Annotated in this window: 17 protein-coding genes; 14 read left to right on the plus strand and 3 right to left on the minus strand. The window is 66.2% G+C overall.

Annotation, left to right across the window (positions count from 1 at the left end; genetic code table 11):
- The 3 genes from JNN06_RS04925 to JNN06_RS04935 form a co-directional block, all read left to right on the plus strand.
- Positions 1–1,329 (plus strand): tripartite tricarboxylate transporter permease (locus JNN06_RS04925; RefSeq protein ID WP_291238478.1); only part of this gene is annotated, 1,329 nt, incomplete at its 5' end.
- Positions 1,319–2,329 (plus strand): AbrB family transcriptional regulator, encoded by a 1,011-nt coding sequence (locus JNN06_RS04930; protein ID WP_291238479.1) that lies wholly within the window; start codon positions 1,319–1,321, stop codon positions 2,327–2,329. The genes JNN06_RS04925 and JNN06_RS04930, both read left to right, overlap by 11 nt.
- Before the next feature lie 61 nt (positions 2,330–2,390).
- The gene (locus JNN06_RS04935; RefSeq protein ID WP_291238480.1) at positions 2,391–3,794 is read left to right on the plus strand and encodes a protein adenylyltransferase SelO family protein; all 1,404 of its coding nucleotides are present in this window, start codon (positions 2,391–2,393) and stop codon (positions 3,792–3,794) included.
- Positions 3,795–3,876: 82 nt separating this feature from the next.
- Here JNN06_RS04935 and JNN06_RS04940 read toward each other — a convergent pair whose 3' ends face one another.
- Positions 3,877–4,989 carry a hypothetical protein gene (locus tag JNN06_RS04940; protein ID WP_291238481.1) on the minus strand — a complete coding sequence of 371 codons (1,113 nt, stop codon included), beginning with the start codon at positions 4,987–4,989 and terminating at the stop codon, positions 3,877–3,879.
- A 60-nt stretch (positions 4,990–5,049) separates the two neighbouring features.
- Between JNN06_RS04940 and JNN06_RS04945 the strand changes: the two genes are divergently transcribed.
- From JNN06_RS04945 to JNN06_RS04960, 4 genes are all read left to right on the plus strand, one after another.
- On the plus strand, positions 5,050–5,607 hold the full coding sequence (locus tag JNN06_RS04945; protein ID WP_291238482.1) for an XRE family transcriptional regulator: 558 nt from the start codon (positions 5,050–5,052) through the stop codon (positions 5,605–5,607).
- A gap of 151 nt (positions 5,608–5,758) precedes the next feature.
- A complete protein-coding gene (locus JNN06_RS04950) occupies positions 5,759–6,958 on the plus strand; it encodes a glycine C-acetyltransferase (protein WP_291238493.1) in 1,200 nt (399 codons plus the stop codon).
- Entirely contained in the window at positions 6,955–7,992 is a 1,038-nt protein-coding gene (gene tdh / locus JNN06_RS04955) for an L-threonine 3-dehydrogenase (RefSeq protein ID WP_291238483.1), read from the plus strand. Before JNN06_RS04950 ends, tdh begins: the two co-directional genes overlap by 4 nt.
- 56 nt (positions 7,993–8,048) lie before the next feature.
- The gene (locus tag JNN06_RS04960; protein WP_291238484.1) at positions 8,049–8,288 is read left to right on the plus strand and encodes an Lrp/AsnC ligand binding domain-containing protein; all 240 of its coding nucleotides are present in this window, start codon (positions 8,049–8,051) and stop codon (positions 8,286–8,288) included.
- Positions 8,289–8,362: 74 nt separating this feature from the next.
- On the opposite strand, the gene JNN06_RS04965 is transcribed toward JNN06_RS04960, so the two are convergent.
- Positions 8,363–9,028 carry a DUF2459 domain-containing protein gene (locus JNN06_RS04965; RefSeq protein ID WP_291238485.1) on the minus strand — a complete coding sequence of 222 codons (666 nt, stop codon included), beginning with the start codon at positions 9,026–9,028 and terminating at the stop codon, positions 8,363–8,365.
- Positions 9,029–9,036: 8 nt separating this feature from the next.
- Positions 9,037–9,222: a zinc-finger domain-containing protein gene (locus JNN06_RS04970; protein WP_291238486.1), complete on the minus strand. Its 186-nt coding sequence runs from the start codon at positions 9,220–9,222 to the stop codon at positions 9,037–9,039.
- Positions 9,223–9,384: 162 nt separating this feature from the next.
- On the opposite strand from JNN06_RS04970, the gene fumC reads away from it, so the two are divergent.
- The 7 genes from fumC to JNN06_RS05005 form a co-directional block, all read left to right on the plus strand.
- Positions 9,385–10,779, plus strand: coding sequence for a class II fumarate hydratase (gene fumC, locus JNN06_RS04975; protein ID WP_291238487.1), 1,395 nt, complete (start codon positions 9,385–9,387; stop codon positions 10,777–10,779).
- A gap of 13 nt (positions 10,780–10,792) precedes the next feature.
- Positions 10,793–10,990, plus strand: a complete 198-nt coding sequence (locus tag JNN06_RS04980) for a DUF4169 family protein (protein ID WP_291238488.1) — start codon at positions 10,793–10,795, stop codon at positions 10,988–10,990.
- Positions 10,987–11,217 (plus strand): ribbon-helix-helix domain-containing protein, encoded by a 231-nt coding sequence (locus JNN06_RS04985; RefSeq protein ID WP_291238489.1) that lies wholly within the window; start codon positions 10,987–10,989, stop codon positions 11,215–11,217. Before JNN06_RS04980 ends, JNN06_RS04985 begins: the two co-directional genes overlap by 4 nt.
- Positions 11,218–11,346: 129 nt before the next feature.
- Positions 11,347–12,786 (plus strand): deoxyribodipyrimidine photo-lyase, encoded by a 1,440-nt coding sequence (locus tag JNN06_RS04990; protein ID WP_291238494.1) that lies wholly within the window; start codon positions 11,347–11,349, stop codon positions 12,784–12,786.
- A gap of 54 nt (positions 12,787–12,840) precedes the next feature.
- Entirely contained in the window at positions 12,841–14,046 is a 1,206-nt protein-coding gene (locus JNN06_RS04995; protein WP_291238490.1) for a cyclopropane-fatty-acyl-phospholipid synthase family protein, read from the plus strand.
- 22 nt (positions 14,047–14,068) lie between these two features.
- Positions 14,069–14,509 carry a TrgA family protein gene (locus tag JNN06_RS05000; RefSeq protein ID WP_291238491.1) on the plus strand — a complete coding sequence of 147 codons (441 nt, stop codon included), beginning with the start codon at positions 14,069–14,071 and terminating at the stop codon, positions 14,507–14,509.
- A partial coding sequence (locus tag JNN06_RS05005; RefSeq protein WP_291238492.1) for a gamma-glutamylcyclotransferase family protein occupies positions 14,506–14,953 on the plus strand: 448 nt, incomplete at its 3' end. The genes JNN06_RS05000 and JNN06_RS05005, both read left to right, overlap by 4 nt.

A 14,953-nucleotide genomic window follows, 5' to 3' on the forward strand; every position in this document is an offset into this window, starting at 1 on the left:
CTGATCCTGCTGGCTGGCATTTACTATGGCGCCGAATATGGCGGGCGAATCTCGTCGATCCTGCTGAACGTGCCGGGCGATGCGGGGGCGGTGCTGACGGCGCTGGATGGCTATCCGATGGCGCAGAAGGGCCTTGCGGGCAAGGCGCTGTCGCTTTCGGCCTGGTCCTCGTTCATCGGCGGCACGATTGCGGTGGTGCTGATGACGCTGTTCGGCCCGGCGCTGGCGAATTATGGCGTGGGCTTCCAGCCGTCGGATTATGTGGCGCTGATGGTCTTTGCTTTCGCGACGCTGGCCTCGCTGGTGGGGGCGAACCCGGTCAAGACGCTGATCGGCGCGCTGATCGGCCTGATGCTGGTGACGATTGGCGTGGACGCCAATACCGGGGTGAACCGCTATACCTTTGGCATTCCCGATCTGCTGGCGGGGATTGACTTCCTGGTCGTCGTGATCGGTCTGTTCGGTCTGGCAGAGCTGTTTCATCTGGTGGAGGAGCAGGCGCGCGGCAAGACCACGATCCTGCCGGTGGATAAAAGCCGCACCACCTGGGATGACATCCTGTTCACCAAATGGGCGATCCTGCGCGGCTCGATGATCGGCTTCATCGTGGGGGTCTTGCCGGGCACGGGGGCCTCTGTCGCCTCGGCGGTGGCTTATGGCGTGGAAAAGCGCATGGCGGAACCCAATGCCGACAGCTTCGGCAAGGGCGACATGCGCGGGCTGGCCTCGCCCGAGGCGGCCAATAACGGCGCGGCAGGCGGTGCGATGGTGCCGATGATGACGCTGGGCATTCCCGGCTCGGGCACCACCGCCATTCTGCTGGGCGCCTTGATGATGTTCAACGTGACGCCGGGGCCGATGCTGTTCAGCCAGAACCCGGAGATTGCCTGGGGTCTGGTGGCCTCGATGTATATCGGCAATATCGCGCTGCTGATCATCAACCTGCCGCTGGTCGGGTTGTTTGCCCGGATGCTGACCATCCCGACCCATTTCCTTGTGCCGCTGATTGCGGTGCTGGCTTTCGTGGGGATTTACTCCATCGTCGGCAATCCGTTCGATCTGTTCCTGATCATCGGGCTGGGGGTGTTTGGCTGGGTGCTGCGCAAGCTGGATTTCTCGCTGGCGCCGGTGATCCTGGGCTTCGTGCTGGGCGGTTTGTTCGAGAATAACCTGCGGCGGGCCTTGTCGATTTCGGCGGGAGATTGGAAGATCCTGCTCTCGACCCCGGAAAGCTGGATCCTTTATGGTCTGTCCATCGCGGTGGTTGTGGTGCCGTGGTGGTTGGCCCGGCGGAATCGGGCAATGCCGGTTGTGGCTGATGATGAATGACGATGTGAAGCAACTTGGCGTGACGCTGGCCCTTGGGCTGGCGGGCGCGGGGTTGGCAACGGCGGCGGGCTTGCCCGCCGCTGCACTTATTGGAGCGACGGTGGCGACCTCGGTCGCGGCGGCGGCGGGGATGCGGCTGCGCATGGACCCGCATCTGCGCAATTTCGGCTTTGCCACCATTGGCCTGTCGCTGGGATCGGGGGTTGGCCCCGGCATTCTGGCCGATTTGGGGCATTGGGGCTTCAGTCTGGCGGTGCTGTGCCTGTCGCTGGCGGTGACGCTGTGGGTGGGCGCGCTGATCCTGCGGCGCGGCTTTGGCATCGGGCGCGAGACGGCGGTGCTGGCCACCAGCCCCGGCGCGATGTCCTATGCGCTGGCGATTGCCGAGGAAGGGCGGGGCGATGCCAGTGCGATCATGGTGATCCAGAGCCTGCGCCTGTTGCTGCTGGCCTCGGTGCTGCCGGTGCTGCTCTGGGCGCTGGTCGAGGCGCCGGTGCTGCCGGTGCATGTGGCGATGGGGCTGCTGCCCTTTGCGCTGCTGCTGGCGGTGGCGAGTGTCAGCGGCTGGGCGCTGGCGCGGCTGGGCCTGCCTGCGGCCTGGCTGATTGCGGGTTTTGCCGTCAGCGGCGTGGCGCATGGGGCAGAGCTGGTGCATGGGCTGTTGCCGGGCTGGGCGCTGTTTGCGGGCTTTGCGCTGACCGGGGCGACCATTGGCGCGCGCTTCTCGGGGCTGAATGCGGCACTCATGCTGCGCTATCTGGGGGCGGCGCTGGTGGCGGGGGGCGTTTCGGCGCTGATGTCCTTGGCCTTTGCGGCGCTGGTGGCGGCGGTGACGGGCTTGCCGCTGGGCCAGCTTTGGGTGGCTTTCGCCCCCGGCGGGGTGGAGGCGATGGCGGCGATGGGTCTGGCCTTGGGCTATGATCCGGCCTTTGTGGCGGTGCATCATCTGGTGCGGCTGGCGGTGCTGTTCGTGCTGGTGCCGTTGTTCCTGCGTCGCTGATCCCTTGCCCTATGGCCTTGCGCGGGCCATATCCCAAGGGCGCAACCCGGGAGGATCGCGGATGGATTGGCGTTTTGACAACAGCTATGCCCGCGATCTGGCCGGGGCCTATGTGGCGCAGGCGCCCGCCAAGGCCCCGGCGCCGCGCGTTCTGGCGTTCAATGCCGCTTTGGCGGCAGAGCTGGGTCTGCCGGAGGGATTGGACCCGGCGGCAGTGTTTTCCGGCAATCTGGTGCCGGAAGGGGCCGCGCCTTTGGCCCAGGCCTATGCGGGCCATCAGTTTGGCGGCTTCTCGCCGCAGCTGGGCGACGGGCGCGCGCTTTTGCTGGGCGAGGTGATCGACCGGGCGGGGCGGCGGCGCGACATTGCCATGAAGGGCTCGGGCCCCACGCCTTTTGCGCGGCGGGGCGATGGCTGGGCGGCGGTGGGGCCGGTCTTGCGCGAATATCTGATGGGCGAGGCGATGGCGGCCCTGGGCGTGCCCACAAGCCGCGCCTTGGCGGCGGTGGCGACCGGGCGGCAGGTGCTGCGCGAGCGGCCCTTGCCCGGCGCGGTGCTGACGCGGGTGGCGGCGAGCCATTTGCGGGTGGGCACGTTCCAGTTCTTTGCGGCGCGCGGGCAGGCCGAGATGCTGCGGCGGTTGGCCGATTATGCCATCGCGCGGCATGACCCCGGATGCGCGGCGGCGGCAAATCCTTACCTCGCCTTCTTTGATGGGGTGGTGCAGCGTCAGGCGCGGCTGGTGGCGCAATGGATGGGGCTTGGTTTCATCCATGGGGTGATGAACACCGATAATATGACGATCTCGGGCGAGACGATTGATTACGGGCCCTGCGCCTTCATGGAGGCCTATAGCCCCGGCACGGTGTTTTCTTCGATCGACCATCAGGGGCGTTATGCCTATGGCAATCAGCCGCTGATCCTCGCGTGGAATCTGGCGCGGCTGGCGGAGACGCTGGTGAGCCTGTTCGATGCCGATGAGGCGCGGGCGGTGGAAGTGGCGAATGCGCGGCTCGACGGGATCGCCGGGATTTACCGGGCGGAATGGCTGGCGGTGATGGCGGAGAAGCTGGGGCTGGCGGCGCCGGATGCGGCGCTGGCGGATGGCTTTGTGGCGGCGCTGGCGGGCACCGACTGGACCACCGGCTTTCGCAGCCTGAGCGAACCGGCCCTGCGCGGGGCCTGGGCTGAGCGCGCGGCGCTGGAGGCGTGGTTGCCGGGATGGGAGGCCGCGCGGGCGCCCGATTGGCAGGCGCGGCTGGCGGCGGCCAACCCGGTCTACATCCCACGGAATTACAAGGTGGAAGAGGCCCTGGCTGCGGCAGAGGCGGGCGATCTGGCGCCGTTCGAGGCGCTGCTGGCCGTGGTCAAGGCGCCCTTTGGCGCGCGGCCGGGGCTGGAGGCCTATGCGCTGCCGGCACCTGCGCAATTCGTGGCGGGGTTCCGCACCTTTTGCGGGACGTGATCGACGTTTCGCCTTGCCGGCGGAGAGCAAATTTTCGTCTTGCCGGAGGCAAGCAAATTTTTGTCGAAAATTTGGGGGCGTCCTAGAGCAGCAGGCTTTCGGCACTGAGGCTGGTTTGCGCATGCAGGCGAAAATCGGCGCGGCCATCGCCATCGGTATCGGCCAGAAGCCAGGCCCCGCGCAGGACCAGCGCGCCCGGCGCGCCCAAGGTTTCGGCCAGGTGAAAGCTCTGGTTGCCGTCGCGGGTGGTGTCGGCGTCGATGCGGTGCAGGTCGATGCGGTCGGCCTGTGACAGATCGGTGATACGGTCGGCGGCGCCGGGGCGGCTGTCGGCGCTGCGGCGATAGACGAAAGTGTCGGCCCCGGCGCCGCCGGTGAGCCAATCGGCGCCCAGGCCGCCGGTCAGGGTATCGGCCCCGGCGCGGGCATGGATCAGGTCATTCTCCGCCGTGCCCAGCAGGCGGTCGGCGCCGCGCGTGACGCGGTAGCGCCCGGTTTCGGCGCTGAGGTCGTTGAGGGTGAAGCAGCCTGCGCCGCCCACCACCTCGGCGCCGAATTCGAGGCCGGAGAGCCAGTCGCGGCCCGAGACATAGCCGATGCGGATCAGGTGGCGCAGGATCGCGTCGAGGTCGACGGAGGCGGTGAGCGTCGTCTCATCCAGCAGCACCGCGACATAGCGCCAACTTGGGCCGCCGGGCTCGGATTGATGACCCTCGCGCAGCAGGATGTCGGCGGAGATGCCATCCGCCTCATAGCGCAGGGTTTCGCCAATGCCTTCGGCCAGCGCGCCGCGATGGAGCCAGACCATGACCTCGGTGGTGATGGTTTCCGGCCCGCCCGCGCGGGCGGAGGTGAGCCAGAGATCGAAGGCGAGGTTGAAATCCTGCGTGGCGCCGCGCATCGACAGGTCAAGCGTGACCTCAAGCTGGCGCAGCGCGTCGAGCCGGGTGGTGAGGGCGTTTTCGCGGCTGGCATCCCAGGGCTTCGCGCCGAGGATCAGCTCGGGATAGGCCAGAACGCCTGCGCGCAAGCTGCCGTAATTCCAGTCAAATTCCGTGCCTGCAAGGGTGGTGCCATAGCGGATGGTCTGGGTGTAATCGGTGCCGTTGACCGCCGTGCCGACCCCCCATGTATTGTTCGACAGGCGCCAGCCTTGCAGCGAGACTTCGGCGAAATCTGTGGTCAGAACGGGCATTGCGGCCTCCGGTTGTGCGGGCAGATTGACGGCAAGCGCGGGCTGGCGCAAGGATGGGCCATGAGCAATCGTTCCGATATTCACGACCGGCTGGCCCAATCGCTGCGCGAGGCGCGGCGGGTGCGGGGGTTGAGCCTTGATGCGGTGGCCAAACTGTCGGGTGTCAGCCGCTCGATGGTGAGCCAGATCGAGCGCGGCGAAAGCTCGCCCACGGTGGCGACGCTGTGGAACCTGACGCAGGCGCTTCAGGTCGATTTCGCGGGGCTGCTGGAGGGCCAGCCGCGCCCCGGCATCGAGGTGATCCGGGCGCAGGCGGCGCCGGTGATTGCCGGGCGGGGCGATGGCGTCACGATCCGCATTCTCTCGGCCCCCGAGGCGGTGGGGCATCACGAGGTTTACGAGCTGATCTTCGCGCCGGGGGCGGCGCTGGTTTCCGACCCGCATCGACCGGGCTGCCGCGAGCATCTGGCGGTGATCGAAGGGGCGTTGCGGGTGGAAAGCGGCGAGGCGGGCGAGGATCTGGGGCCGGGCGATACCGCGCGCTATGCGGCGGACCGAGCGCATGCGATCCGGGCTGCGGGGGCGGCGCGGGCGATTTTGATCGTGCAGGATAGCTGAGACGGTGGCAGTGGGGGCTGTCTGCCCCCACACCCCCGAGGATATTTTTGAACAGAAAATGACGATATCCGTTTTGACGGATTTGTTCCGCTATATTGACGAGTTTCCGGTTTTGCGGCATGTTTCCAGTATAACGGATATGGAGGGCGGGATGACGGATTCGGGGAAGGCGGCTTTTCTGGCGCATCTGGGCGAGGTGCTGGCGGGGATCGAGGCGGAGGGCTTGCTCAAGCGCGAGCGGCTGATCCATGGGCCGCAGGGCGCCCATGTCGAGGTGGCGGGGCGCAAGTTGTTGAACCTGTGCGCCAATAATTACCTCGGGCTGGCGGATGATCCGCGGTTGGTGGCGGCGGCGCGGGCGGCGATGGAGGGGCAGGGCTATGGCATGGCCTCGGTGCGCTTCATCTGCGGCACGCAAGACCTGCACCGGCAGTTGGAGGCGCGGCTGGCGCAGTTTCTGGGGATGGAGGACAGCATCCTGTTTGCCGCCTGTTTCGATGCCAATGGCGGGCTGTTCGAGCCGCTGCTGGGGCCCGAGGATGCGGTGATCTCGGACAGTCTGAACCATGCCAGCATCATCGACGGCATCCGGCTGTGCAAGGCCAGGCGCTATCGTTACACCAATTCCGATATGGCGGATCTGGAGGCGCAGTTGCAGGCGGCGCGGGCGGATGGGGCGCGGTTTGTGCTGATTGCCACCGATGGCGTGTTCTCGATGGATGGCTATCTGGCGAAGCTGGGCGAGATCAAGGCTTTGGCCGACCGCTATGGCGCGATGGTGATGGTGGATGATTGCCATGCGACGGGCTTCATGGGGCCTCAGGGGCGCGGGACGCCGGCCCATGCCGGGGTCTCGGTCGATATTCTGACCGGCACTTTGGGCAAGGCGCTTGGCGGCGCTTTGGGCGGCTATATTGCTGGGCCGCAGCCGGTGATTGATCTGCTGCGGCAGCGGGCGCGGCCGTATCTGTTCTCCAACGCGCTGCCGCCTGCGGTGGTGGCGGCGGGGCTGGCGGCGCTGGAGATTGTGGAGGCGGCCGATGATCTGCGGGCGCAGCTGTTTGAAAATGCGCGCTATTGGCGGGCGGGGCTGGAAGATGCGGGGTTCCGGCTGTTGCCGGGGGAACACCCGATCGTGCCGGTGATGCTGGGGGAGGCGAAGCTCGCGCAGGCCATGGCGGCGGCGTTGTATGAGCGGGGCGTCTATGTGGCCGGGTTCTTTTTCCCGGTCGTGCCGAAGGGGCAGGCGCGCATCCGCACGCAGATGAATGCGCGGCTGACCCGCGATGATCTGGATTTTGCGCTCGACGCCTTCAGCGCGGCGGGCAAGGCAGTGGGGGCTTTGGCATGACCAATCAGATGAAGGCTTTGGCGAAGGTGAAGCCCGAGGTCGGGCTTTGGGCGGTGGAGCGTCCGGTGCCGGAGATCGGGCCGGAGGATGTGCTGATCCGGGTGAACAAGACCGGGATTTGCGGCACCGATATTCACATCTGGAACTGGGATGACTGGGCGGCGAAAACCGTGCCGGTGGGGCTTGTGACGGGGCATGAATTCGCGGGCGAGATCGTGGAGATCGGGCGCAATGTCACCGATCTGGCGGTGGGGCAGCGCTGCTCGGGCGAGGGGCATCTGATCGGGCGCCACTCGCGCCAAAGCCGGGCGGGCAAGTTTCATCTGGACCCGGAGACGCGGGGCATCGGGGTGAATGAGCAGGGCGCGTTTGCGCAATATCTGCGCCTGCCCGCCTTCAACGTGGTGCCGCTGCCCGATGCGATTGATGACGAGATCGGGGCGATCCTCGACCCTCTCGGCAATGCGGTGCATACGGCGCTGAGTTTCGATCTGGTGGGCGAGGATGTTCTGATCACCGGCGCGGGGCCGATTGGCATCATGGCGGCGGCGGTGGCGCGGCATGTGGGCGCGCGGCATGTGGTGATTACGGATGTGAACCCGGCACGGCTGGAGCTGGCGGCGCAAGTGGCCGATGTGGTGCCGGTGAATGTGGCGCGCGAAGATCTGCGCGAGGTGCAGGCGCGGCTGAAGATGAGCCAGGGCTTTGATGTGGGCATGGAGATGAGCGGCAACCAGCGCGCGCTGGACCAGATGGTCGAGGCGCTGGTGATGGGCGGGCGCATTGCCATGCTGGGCATTCCGCCCGGCAAAAGCCCGGTGGACTGGAGCCGCATCGTCTTCAAGGCCATCACCATCAAGGGCGTCTACGGGCGCGAGATTTTCGAGACCTGGTACAAGATGATCGCCATGCTGGAAAACGGCCTTGATGTGCGGCGGGTGATCACCCATCGCTTCAAGGCGGGCGATTTCGAGCAGGGGTTCGAGGTGATGCGGTCAGGCCTTTCCGGCAAGGTGGTGCTGGACTGGCGGTGAGGGGCCTTTTCGCCCGGCTTGCAAGGGCTTAAGGTGGCATGAAAAGGGAGAAGTTCATGACCACCTGCGTCTTTGTCCAGTTTCGCTGCACCCCCGGCCAGACCTATAAGGTGGCCGATGCGATCTATGACCGCGAAGTGGTGAGCGAGCTGTATTCGACCTCGGGGGAATATGACCTGATCGCCAAGGTCTATATCCCCGAGGGCGAGGATGTCGGGCATTACCTGTCGGAGCGCTTGTTCGACATTCCAGGCATTGTGCGGACGCTGACCACCATGACCTTTAAGGCGTTTTGAGGGGCAAGGCGTTTTGACGGGCAAGGCGTTTTGACGGAAGAGCGCGATTTTTCTGCGAAAAATCGGGTCTGGGGTCAGCCGTTCCACCAGAGCGACAGGCGCAGGGCTTGTGGGGTGGGGGTCCATGCGCCAAGCGGTTGGCCTGCCTTGCGCAGGGCCTCGCCCAGCCAGACATTGCAGGTTCTGAGCGCGGAAAACCGGGTCTGGCCGTGGAAAAACGCATCGGTGCCGCTGAGGCTGGCGCCGGGCAGGGGCGGGCCGATTTCGGCTGTGATGTGATCCAGCAGCGCGGCCAGCCCTGCGTCGGAGAGGTGGAGGGTCCGGGTTTGCGGCACCTCGTCGGGGCGGAAACCGGGCCAGACCTCCAGCCGGACCACCGAGGCATCGCCAAAGGCCGCGCGGGCGGTGGCGGCGAGGGGCAGATCGGCATAGCTGCCCGCCTGCGTGTAAAAGCCGCGCGCGCCCCAGCCGATCAGCAGCCAAGCGGCGCTCGGGTCTTGCAGCGGCACGCCTGCGCTTTGCGCAAAGGCGAAGCGTGCGCGGATTTCGGGCGTGAGAGGCAGCGCCAGATCGTAGTGAATGGCCGTGCCGATCAGGCGGATTTCATGTATTTGCGGGCCGGGCTGCGGCGTGACATGGCCGGGCAGCAGCGCCCCGGCAAGGCTTGCCAGAAACCACAGCGCCAGAACGAGAAAGGGCGCGGCCAGCGTTGCCGCCAGCCCGCGCCCGACCCCGCGCATCGCGGCGATCAGTGGTCGTCGTGGGCGTGGTCGCGGTCGATCACAAAGCGCTTGTCGCAATAGCCGCATTCCACCACGCCGGTATCCTGCGGGATCGACAGCCAGACGCGGGGATGGCCAAGCGCACCCTCGCCGCCGTCGCAGGCCACTTTCCAGCGGGTGACAACTTGGGTTTCCGGGGCATTGATGCTCATGGCTGGTCCTTTGCTGGCGGGCTTGGGTCTTTTTACAAGCGGGGGCGGGCGGGGGCAAGCGCGAAGGCGCGGGCATCGCGTTAACGGTATACTTTTGCATACCGATTGATTTCCGCGCCGGGCTTGCCTATGAGGGGGGCGCATTCGAATGGAGGCTTGCCCATGACTGCCACCCGCACCGAAACCGACAGCTTTGGCCCGCTGGAGGTTCCTGCCGACAAGTATTGGGGCGCGCAGACGCAGCGCTCGATCATCAATTTCCCGATTGGCTGGGAGCGTCAGCCGGTTGCGATCATCCGCGCGCTTGGCGTGATCAAGAAGGCCTGCGCGCTGGTGAACAAGGCGCAGGGCGACATGCCTGCCGATCTCGCCGATGCGATTGCCGCCGCCGCGACCGAGGTGATCGACGGCAAGTTTGACGACAACTTTCCGCTGGTCGTGTGGCAGACCGGCTCGGGCACCCAGTCGAACATGAACGCCAATGAGGTGATCAGCAATCGCGCGATCGAGATGCTGGGCGGGGTGATGGGCTCGAAAAAGCCGGTTCACCCGAATGACCACGTGAATATGGGGCAGTCCTCGAACGACACCTTCCCCACCGCCATGCATGTGGCGATTGGCATGATGGCGCGCGATGTGCTGCTGCCGGGGCTGGAAAAGCTGCACAAGGCGCTGGCTGCCAAGGCGGAAGAGTTCAAGGACATCATCAAGATCGGCCGCACCCATACGCAGGATGCGACGCCGTTGACGCTGGGGCAGGAGTTTGGCGGCTATGCCAAGCAGGTGGAGCGCGGGATCGAGCGCGTGAAACTGTGCCTGCCGCATATCTATGAACTGGCGCAGGGCGGCACGGCTGTTGGCACGGGGCTGAACACCCGCGTGGGTTGGGATACCCGCGTGGCGGCGCAGATCGCCGAGATCACCAGCCTGCCGTTCATCACCGCGCCGAACAAGTTCGAGGCCTTGGCCGCGCATGACGCGATGGTGATGTTCTCGGGCGCGCTGAAAACCGTGGCGGCAAGCCTGTTCAAGATCGCCAATGACCTGCGCCTGCTGGGCTCTGGCCCGCGCTCGGGTCTGGGCGAGCTGATCCTGCCGGAGAATGAGCCGGGCTCGTCGATCATGCCGGGCAAGGTGAACCCGACCCAGGCCGAGGCGCTGACCATGGTTTGTGCGCATGTGATGGGCAATGATGCGGCGGTGGGTTTTGCCGGGTCGCAGGGCCATTTCGAGCTGAACGTCTATAACCCGATGATGTCCTATAACGTGCTGCAATCCATGCAGCTTCTGGGCGATGCGGCGGGATCGTTCACCGATAACATGGTGGTGGGCACCCAGGCCAATGTGGCGCGGATCGACAAGCTGATGAAGGAATCGCTGATGCTGGTGACGGCGCTGGCGCCGACCATCGGCTATGACAATGCGACCAAGGTGGCCAAGACCGCGCACAAGAACGGCACGACCCTGAAGGAAGAGGCGATTGCCCTGGGCTTTGTGGACGAAGAAACCTTTGACCGCGTGGTGCGGCCCGAGGACATGATTTCGCCCAAGGGCTGATCTCGGGGGCATCATGGCAGAGATCGTCAACCTCAACCGGTTCCGCAAGGAAAAGGCGCGCGCGGCCAAGCGGGCGGAGGGCGACGCCAATGCCGCGAAGTTTGGCCGGAGCAAGGCCGAACGCGATCTGGACACGGCGCGGGCAGAGAAATCTGCCCGTGACCATGCGGGCCATGCCCGCGAGTGTGACGATGAGGACGACGGCGCATGACGCCGCTTTATGACAGCCGCCCGGTCAAGCGATCCCTGACGCTGCGGGGGCATCGCACCAGCGTATCCCTGGAAGACGAGTTCTGGCAGGCCTTCCGCGAGATGGCGGCGGCACAAGGCCTGGCGTTGAACCAGCTGGCTGCGGATATTGACGAGGGGCGCGGCGCGGAGACCGGGCTGGCGACGGCGATCCGGCTGGCGGTGCTGCGGCATTTGCGCGGGAAGTAGGGGGCGCGCGCGCCCCCTCTGCCTTTCAGGCCTCACCCCCTGCGGATATTTGGGCCAAGATGAAAAACGGAGTGATCCGCAGGGCGGCATTCGGCGTAATGATTTGGAATGTTTGCGATTCCGAAGGCCGTGATGACTGATGCCCCTTTGATATTGTGGTTCCGCAGGGATTTGCGGCTGGCGGATCATCCGATGCTGGCGGCGGCGGTGGCCTCGGGGCGGGCGGTGGTTCCGCTGGTCATTCTGGACCCGGAGACCGAGGCGATCGGCGCGGCGGCCAAGTGGCGGCTGGGTCTGTCGATCGCGGATTTCGCGGCGCAGCTGGCGGGCTTGGGCAGCCAGTTGGTGTTGCGGCGCGGGCCGGCGCTGGCGGTGCTGGAGGCTGTGCTGGCTGAAACAGGTGCTGCGGGCGTTCACTGGAGCCGGGCCTATGATCCGGCGGGGATTGCGCGCGACAGCGCGGTGAAGGCGGCATTGAAGGCCAAGGGCCTGGAGGCGGTCAGCCATCCCGGCTTTCTGCTGCATGAGCCATGGTCGGTGGAGACCGGGCAGGGCGGGTTTTACCGGGTCTATACGCCCTATTGGAAAGCGGTGAAAGATCGGCCCATCGGTGCGGCCCTCCCTGCGCCCAAGGCGCTGCGCGCGCCAGAGCGCTGGCCCGCCAGTGACCGGCTGGAGGCATGGCAGATGGGCGCGGCCATGCGGCGCGGCGCCTCGGTCTGCCTGAAATATCAGGCGGTTGGTGAGGCGGCGGCGGCGCGGCGTCTGGCGGATTTCATCGCCGAGCGGGTCGATGCCTACAAGGCCGCGCGGGATTTTCCGGGCCGCGAAGCAACCTCGCGCCTGTCGGAAAACCTCACCTATGGCGAGATTTCGCCCCGCCAGATCTGGCAGGCCGGTTTTGCCGCCATGCAGGCGGGCGCGGCGGGGGCCGAGCATTTCCTGAAGGAACTGGTCTGGCGCGAATTCGCCTGGCATCTCATGTATCACACGCCGCAGATCGCCCATGCCAATTGGCGCGATGAATGGGATGGCTTCCCCTGGCACGGCGAAAATGAGCAGGCCGAGGCCTGGCGGCGCGGCATGACGGGCGAGCCTTTCGTGGATGCCGCGATGCGGGAAATGTATGTGACCGGCACCATGCACAACCGGGCGCGGATGATCGCGGCGAGCTATCTGACCAAGCATCTGATGACGCATTGGAAGATCGGCCTCGACTGGTTCGCCGACTGCCTGACCGACTGGGACCCGGCCGCCAATGCGATGGGCTGGCAATGGGTGGCGGGCTCGGGGCCGGATGCGGCGCCCTATTTCCGCATCTTCAACCCGGAAGGGCAGGCCGAGAAATTCGACGCCGAGGGGCGCTATCGCCGCCGCTGGCTGGCGGAATTGTCGCGCGCGCCGGGGGAGGCCGCGCTGGATTTCTATGCTGCCGTGCCAAAGCGCTGGCGGCTCGATCCCGGCGCGCCCTATCCGCAAAAGCTGATCGCGCTGGAGGCGGGGCGGGCGCGGGCGCTGGAGGCCTATGCGCAGCGCGATGCCGCCGCGCAGGCCACAGGAATTGCTTGAGCCGCAGGCCCGCTTGCGCAACCATATAAACACGATCCTCGGGGGAGGTGACAGATGACCATCGGATTGACGGCGACCGATCTGGCGGAGCCGCGCTATCTGGCGCAGGTGCGCCGCGTGCTGGCGGGGCTGGGGGCCGGGCGGCTGGAGGTGATCTTGCCGGACGGGCGCAGTTTCGTGGCCGAAGGGGCGGCGCCGGGGCCGCAGGCCACGTTGCGGCTGCGCGACAATGATGTTTTCGCGCGGCTGATCCGCGAGGGCGAGCTGGGCTTTTGCGACGCCTATCTGGATGGCGACTGGGATACGCCCGATCTGATGGCTTTCCTTGATCTGATCCAGCTGCCGCAGAACAACCGGGTGAATGACGGCTTTCCGGGCATGGGCCTCGTGCGGGCCTATGAGCGGATGCGGCATTGGCTGCGCGGCAATTCCAAGGCGCAGGCGCGGCGCAACATCGCCTATCACTATGATCTGGGGAATGATTTCTATGGCCTCTGGCTGGATGAAACCATGACCTATTCCTCGGCGCTGTTCGGCACCGGGCAGGAAACCCTCGCCGAGGCGCAGGCCGCGAAATACCAGATGATGCTGGACCGGATCGGCGCGAAACCCGGCGATCACCTGCTGGAGATCGGCTGCGGCTGGGGCGGCTTTGCCGAACATGCGGCGCGGGCGGGGATGCGGCTCACCTGCCTCACCATCTCGCGGGAGCAGCGCGATTATGCCATGGCGCGGATCGCCCGGGCGGGTTTCGCCGATCAGGTGGAGATCAGGCTGCAAGATTACCGCGACGAGCGCGGGCGCTATGACGGCATCGCCTCGATCGAGATGTTCGAGGCCGTGGGCGAGGCCTATTGGCCCGCCTATTTTGAAACGCTGCACACCTGCCTGAAACCCGGCGCCAAGGCCAATCTGCAAATCATCACCGTGCCGGATCACCGCTTTGCCAGCTATCGCAAATCGGTGGATTTCATCCAGAAATACATCTTTCCGGGCGGCATGCTGCCGTCGCCCTCGGCCTTGGCGGCGCAGATCGCGCAGGCGGGGCTGCGCCATGAGGGGTCGGTGGAGTTTGGCCGCAGCTATAGCCGCACCCTGCGGCTGTGGCATGCCGGGTTCAACCGCCATTGGCCCGAGGTGAAGGCCATGGGCTTTGACGAGCGCTTTCGCCGGATGTGGAATTTCTACCTTTGCTCTTGCGCCGGGGCCTTTGAGGGCGGAAACTGCGATGTGACGCAGATTTCGATGATGCGCCCCTGAGCCGGGGTGCCGGGCAGGGGTGATGCCGACAGCTGGAAAACTCGCCGGGGCGATCTTTTTCGCCATACTCGCCTTCATTCTGGCAGGGATCTATCGGTTCGAGCTGGAGCGCGATTACATGCCCGGCAGCTATTACGGCATGTCGATGCTGATCGGGTTGCTATGTGGCTGGCTGGTGATGGGGCCGCGCACGGCGGAGCGGCGCATCGAGACGGCGAATAGCGGGCTGCTGACCACGGTGGTGATGGTGGTGGCCTGCCTTATCTATTTCTCGACGCTGGACATGCTGCGCCGCGCCACCAACCAGATGTATTCCGGCCCGCTGGAGGCGGTGACCAATGTGTTCCAGATCGCGGCGGATAATGTGACGCGCATGGCCTCGCTGGAATTCGTGGGCACGGCGCTGGTGGGCGGCATCATCTGCGGTTTGCTGGCCGGGCAGGCGGGGCGGCGCTGGACGTGACAGACCTGTTCTTCTACGGCACGCTGTGCCATGCACCGCTGCTGGCGGCGGTCTTGGGGCGCGGTGATGTGGCGCTGGAGCCTGCGGTTTTGCCGGGGCATGAGGTGCTGTGGTCGGCCGAGGGGCCCTGGCCGGTGATCCGCGCCGCGGCGGGCGCAAGCGCGCACGGGGGGCTGCTGCGCGGCGCCAGCGCCGAGGATGTCGCACGGCTGGATTTCTATGAGGGCGGCTTTGGCTATGTGACGCGGGATTTGCCGCTGTCGCAGGGGCGCGCGCGTGTTTACCTGCCGCCCGAAGGCGCCCCGGTCGCCGGGCCTTGGGTTCTGGCGGAGTGGGTGCAGCTGTGGGGTGCGGCGGCGGTGGCGACGGCGCCCGATGTCATGGCCTTGCGGGGCCAGCGCACCGGGCCCGAGGTGGCGCGGCGCTATGGGCCGATGCTGGTGC

This window comes from Gemmobacter sp., assembly GCF_016792925.1.
GTDB lineage: Bacteria > Pseudomonadota > Alphaproteobacteria > Rhodobacterales > Rhodobacteraceae > Gemmobacter.

Excerpts from the sequence above, each read along its gene's own strand:
- JNN06_RS04945 (WP_291238482.1), top strand. The coding sequence starts at position 5,050 with ATGAGCAATCGTTCCGATATTCACGACCGGCTGGCCCAATCGCTGCGC.
- JNN06_RS04995 (WP_291238490.1), top strand. The coding sequence starts at position 12,841 with ATGACCATCGGATTGACGGCGACCGATCTGGCGGAGCCGCGCTATCTG.
- JNN06_RS04940 (WP_291238481.1), bottom strand. The coding sequence starts at position 4,989 with ATGCCCGTTCTGACCACAGATTTCGCCGAAGTCTCGCTGCAAGGCTGG.
- JNN06_RS04985 (WP_291238489.1), top strand. The coding sequence starts at position 10,987 with ATGACGCCGCTTTATGACAGCCGCCCGGTCAAGCGATCCCTGACGCTG.
- fumC (WP_291238487.1), top strand. The coding sequence starts at position 9,385 with ATGACTGCCACCCGCACCGAAACCGACAGCTTTGGCCCGCTGGAGGTT.
- JNN06_RS04965 (WP_291238485.1), bottom strand. The coding sequence starts at position 9,028 with ATGCGCGGGGTCGGGCGCGGGCTGGCGGCAACGCTGGCCGCGCCCTTT.
- JNN06_RS04980 (WP_291238488.1), top strand. The coding sequence starts at position 10,793 with ATGGCAGAGATCGTCAACCTCAACCGGTTCCGCAAGGAAAAGGCGCGC.
- JNN06_RS04930 (WP_291238479.1), top strand. The coding sequence starts at position 1,319 with ATGATGAATGACGATGTGAAGCAACTTGGCGTGACGCTGGCCCTTGGG.
- tdh (WP_291238483.1), top strand. The coding sequence starts at position 6,955 with ATGACCAATCAGATGAAGGCTTTGGCGAAGGTGAAGCCCGAGGTCGGG.
- JNN06_RS05000 (WP_291238491.1), top strand. The coding sequence starts at position 14,069 with ATGCCGACAGCTGGAAAACTCGCCGGGGCGATCTTTTTCGCCATACTC.
- JNN06_RS04935 (WP_291238480.1), top strand. The coding sequence starts at position 2,391 with ATGGATTGGCGTTTTGACAACAGCTATGCCCGCGATCTGGCCGGGGCC.
- JNN06_RS04950 (WP_291238493.1), top strand. The coding sequence starts at position 5,759 with ATGACGGATTCGGGGAAGGCGGCTTTTCTGGCGCATCTGGGCGAGGTG.
- JNN06_RS04970 (WP_291238486.1), bottom strand. The coding sequence starts at position 9,222 with ATGAGCATCAATGCCCCGGAAACCCAAGTTGTCACCCGCTGGAAAGTG.
- JNN06_RS04960 (WP_291238484.1), top strand. The coding sequence starts at position 8,049 with ATGACCACCTGCGTCTTTGTCCAGTTTCGCTGCACCCCCGGCCAGACC.